This is a genomic window from Amycolatopsis sp. NPDC058278 (assembly GCF_042881395.1).
Classification (GTDB): domain Bacteria; phylum Actinomycetota; class Actinomycetes; order Mycobacteriales; family Pseudonocardiaceae; genus Amycolatopsis.
The window spans coordinates 1-3,040 of record NZ_JBHVXZ010000263.1; the positions used below are offsets into that span (position 1 = coordinate 1).

Below are 3,040 nucleotides of genomic sequence, written 5' to 3' on the forward strand. Positions count from 1 at the left end.
GCAGGCCACCGGAATGGTGATGGCCTGCGCCACCGGAGCCAGTGCGACCAGGCCTCCGGTCGCGACGGTGGCCCCGAACAGGGCTCGGGCAATGGTGCGGACGTGTCGCATGACGATTTCTTTCCTGGAGCACAATAGTGGCGGATTGCGGTGCGGGGCGGCAGCAGGAGAATGCCGCGGAGGACGGCCCGATTCGCCGAACGGGACGCGTGAGTCGGCCCACGAAAAGACCTCGGCTCGTGATCTGCGTCGCTGTCGTGGCGGGCAGGCCAGGTACCGAGGTCCGGGGTAACGGAAGATACCCTATCGCCGGCCGCCGGACGATGGATACCCCAGGCCCCCGAATGGCGGTACGCAAAGTGGTTCATCTGCCATATCTGCACCGATTTACTGGTTTACGGGCTCGTACTTCTGCGCGATTAATCGAATTCAATGGAATTCGATGGTTTTCTCCGGATTCGGCTCTCGCATCGGGGGATATCCTCGCAGAGGAGTGAACTATCGCCTTTTCGTTGCCAAGTGTCCGCGACGGGGCGAGTGTGGGGCTTGGGAGTGCCGACGGACCCTGCCCCGGATATTCGGTACGAAATGCCATCGGCAAAGTGGTTGTCAGCTGCACTCCCGGTTCCGTGGCTTCAGCCCGGATCCACTCAACGCCATGAAGGTTTTCCCATGAGATCAAGCGCACGCACCACTACGGCTCGTCGAACCCGTACCGGCCTCATTGGACTGGGTACCGCCGCGGGGTTCGCCTTGATCGTCCCTGGCGCGGCCCACGCCGATCCGGTCGGCTGCACCCGCGTCTTCAACGGTTCCGGTGACACCGTCACCTGTACCGCCGGCATTGCCGCCGGGCAGATCCTCACCGGTACCGCCGGCAACGACGTCGTCACCGTCACCGGTGGGCCCATGAGCGGCACCATCGACGCCTTGGCCGGCAACGACACGGTCACCATGACCGGCACGGCGGGCACCACCGGCGCTCCCGGCGGCGCGGGTGGGTCCGGCACGAGTACCAGCCCGGCCGGATTCGCCGGCGGCGCCGGCGCGGCAGGCGGCGTAGGTGGCCCCGCGCTGAGCAGCACCGGGACGGTCAACGGCGGGGACGGCGCCGACAGCGTCACCGTCGCCGGTGGCGCCGGTGGGACCGGCGGACTCGGCGGCACCGGCGGAGCCGGAGTCCTCGGCGGAGCGGGCGGTGCCGGTGGAGTCGGCGGCGCGGGCGGAGCGGGCGGCCAGGCCGGCGTCGGCGCCATCCACGGCGGCCTCGGCAACGACACGGTGAAGGTCACCGGTGGCAAGGGCGGCGCCAGTGGCGCCGGCGCGCTCGGTGGCCCGAGCGGACCCAGCGCCGGTACCGGTGGCGTCGGCGGCGTCGGGGGCGCAGGCGGCGTGGGCGGTATCGGTCTCGGCAGTTCGGGGATCGTCAGCGGTGACGACGGTCTCGACGGCATCACCCTGGCCGGTGGCGCCGGAGCCAACGGCAGCGCGGGCGGAAACGCCGGCGCGGGTCACGGCGGTGGCGCGGGCGGTTTCGGCGGCGTCGGCGGAGCGGGCGGGATCGGCAGTGCCGGTTCCGTCACCGGCGATGCGGGCAATGACACCTTGAAGGTCGACGGCGGGGCCGGTGGCCTCGGCGGGACGGCGGGCAACGGCGGCAACGGCGTCGGCGGTGGCCAGATCGGTGGCGCCGGTGGCGGTGGCGGTGCCGGTGGCGCCGGCGGTGTCGGCAACAGCGGGACCGTCAACGGCGGCCTCGGCGACGACAGCCTCACCGTGACCGGTGGCAACGGCGCCAATGGCGGCACCGGTGGTGGCGGCGGCAACGGCTGCGACCCGGCCGCCGGCGGCGCTGGTGGCGCCGGCGGGACTCTCGGTGCGGGTGGTGTCGGCAGCTCCGGCACCGTGGCCGGTGGCGGCGGCACCGACGCCCTCATGACGGCGAACGGCATCCCCGGGCTCAACGGCGCGGGCGGCCTCGCCGGCTTCACGGTCGTGTGCATCTGACACGACTCTCGCTGAACCCAGCCCGGTAGGGCGGCTCCGGCCGTCCCTACCGGGCTCGTTCCAAGAGGGCGACCGTGCCCGGGCGTCCCGGGACGCGGCCGGACCGGAGCGTGGGTGTGGCCGGCACGGGCGTAAGGTGCAGGTATCGCCCCGGACCTCGGCGCATTCGGTGAAGCCGGGACCCGAAGCCGGAATTTCGAGCGAGTCCTGACTTTCTCGTCTGTTCGTCGGACCGCGCCCTGTGGTCGGCCAGCTGCAAAAGGAGATCCCGGTATGTCGAAAATCGATGTCGAAGCAGGCGTCGCCGTCACGGAAATCGGCGATTCGGTGCTGCCCGCCTGTGCGTCGTGCCCCCATTCAGCGGAATCGCACGACGTGATCGCGCGCCGATTCTGCGCGGCGACGCAGGCGGGCACGTTCAACCGCGGCTGCGTGTGCGCCGTTGAGTCGGAGAAAGCGGTGACCCCGGCAATGCGTGTCTCAAAATGAACGCTTGCGTCAGGAACCCCGCCGGCGGAGTCCACTGCGCTCGCGGGGGCCGGTCGCGGAATTCAGCGCCCTGGTAACCGCGCTCGTCGCGGACTCGGGCCCGGTTGACCGGATCAGCTTCAACCCGGCGATGCGGGAGCCGGCTCCCCGGAAGCTCGCGCTCGAAACCGGTTTGTCACGGCTGGCCGGATTCGTCGGCCTGGATCGGCACGCGATCGTCGTGATCGGACCGCGCGTCCGCCGGTTGAACCTGCTGGTGGTCCCGCCCGAGGCCGATCCGGCGGCGGCGGAGCGAGCACTGGAAGCGGACAGTGCGCCGCCGCGGTGACCCATCTCGGTGCCAGGCGAATCACGGGTGTTTCCGGATTTGTTGCCGGCAGCGGCGCCATCTCCGGTGATGGCGCCGCTGCCGTTCAGTGTCGCCGCTGGTCAGCAGGTGCAGAGGCCGCCGTTGTTGATGCCGGCGACGCCGACGCCGCCGGCGAGGCCGCTGGCACCACTGGGAGTGGTGATGGTGTCGGCCGCGTCGCTGATGGTTCCGGAG

At 70.8% G+C, this 3,040-nt stretch carries 3 protein-coding genes; all 3 read left to right on the forward strand.

The genetic code is table 11. The features are described 5' to 3' along the window. Positions 1–753 precede the first annotated feature (753 nt). Positions 754–2,007, forward strand: a complete 1,254-nt coding sequence (locus ACFVYA_RS49800; protein WP_387055667.1) for a hypothetical protein — start codon at positions 754–756, stop codon at positions 2,005–2,007. 273 nt (positions 2,008–2,280) lie between these two features. Next, positions 2,281–2,496, forward strand: a complete 216-nt coding sequence (locus ACFVYA_RS49805; protein ID WP_387055669.1) for an RGCVC family protein — start codon at positions 2,281–2,283, stop codon at positions 2,494–2,496. 4 nt (positions 2,497–2,500) lie between these two features. Further along, positions 2,501–2,824, forward strand: a complete 324-nt coding sequence (locus tag ACFVYA_RS49810) for a DUF5994 family protein (protein ID WP_387055671.1) — start codon at positions 2,501–2,503, stop codon at positions 2,822–2,824. Positions 2,825–3,040: the final 216 nt, after the last annotated feature.

What these genes read in the sequence shown, in the direction of transcription:
- ACFVYA_RS49805 (WP_387055669.1), top strand. Translation starts at nt 2,281, where the DNA reads ATGTCGAAAATCGATGTCGAAGCAGGCGTCGCCGTCACGGAAATCGGC.